Raw genomic sequence first — 1,035 nt, 5'->3', positions numbered from 1 at the left:
TAGGAAAAGCAATCAATTCTTAGTCTGAAACCGATCGATCTTATAGCTACTACATCTATTTGGATATCGAGCAACTAATTACCGATAAGGTCTAATGTTAACCTGGAAACTCAATGGCAGGTGCCTGCCTTTATTTTTGGTCAGCCACAGCAACATACGCTCCAAGCCCAATCAAAGTGCAGCCTGACGTCAAGCGTTGACCTTGCCTAAATCTGTAGTTTGCCTGCAGCTTTTGCCCAATAGGACCGGCAAATGTGGCAACAACAACGTCTACTACAAGATTCAAAACATCCGTAATCAGACCTAGAAACAGAAACTGCATAAAAATGTTGCCATTCTCAACAACAATAAATTGCGGAAGGAACGCTAGGAAGAACAACGCTGTTTTAGGATTTAGCACTTCAGTAATGATGCCCTGATAAAAGGCACTTACTCGATGTTTTGACGTTACTACTGACGCAGCATTAATCGATAGAGTATCTTGACTTAAAAGGGTTCGCAATCCTAAGTAAACAAGATAGGCTGCTCCAGCATATTTCACAACTGCAAATGCGACAGCAGATGTCATCAACAGACTAGAAATCCCAATCGCAGCGGCAAAAACATGAACCAGTCCACCGACTGATAAACCAAGAGCAGATAAAATTCCTTCAGATTTACCACCGTTCAAGCTACGCGCTAGGGTGTAAAGAATACCAGGGCCTGGAGTAATGCTGAGAATAAAAGCTGCTGTTAAGAAAAGACCCAGAGTAGCAAGATCGGGCATACCAAACTCCACTGATATTACTTCTTGTATGGTAGTGCTCAAGCTGAAATCTTTAAGCATCAAAAGTTTCATTCCGCCATCATGACTAACATCATGACTAATGTTGAGCACTACCCTGTTATGACGTTCGACCTGGCTTTGGACTGTTCGCGACTAAGCTAGGTCAAAGCGATCTAGGCTCTGTTTTAAAACTATAGCCACAGCATGATAGAAGCTAGAGTCAGCATGGCGAGGTAGTTCTCAGCCTTCTTCTCGTAGCGGGTTGCAAT

At 42.9% G+C, this 1,035-nt stretch carries 1 protein-coding gene; it reads right to left on the bottom strand.

Annotated features, from left to right (window positions below):
- Positions 1–130 precede the first annotated feature (130 nt).
- Complete coding sequence (locus JUJ53_RS00220; RefSeq protein ID WP_239124655.1) at positions 131–838, bottom strand: LysE family translocator; 708 nt, start codon at positions 836–838, stop codon at positions 131–133.
- Positions 839–1,035: the final 197 nt, after the last annotated feature.

The organism is Leptolyngbya sp. CCY15150, assembly GCF_016888135.1.
Lineage (GTDB): Bacteria > Cyanobacteriota > Cyanobacteriia > RECH01 > RECH01 > RECH01.
This window is presented reverse-complemented; position numbering and strand designations above follow the sequence as displayed.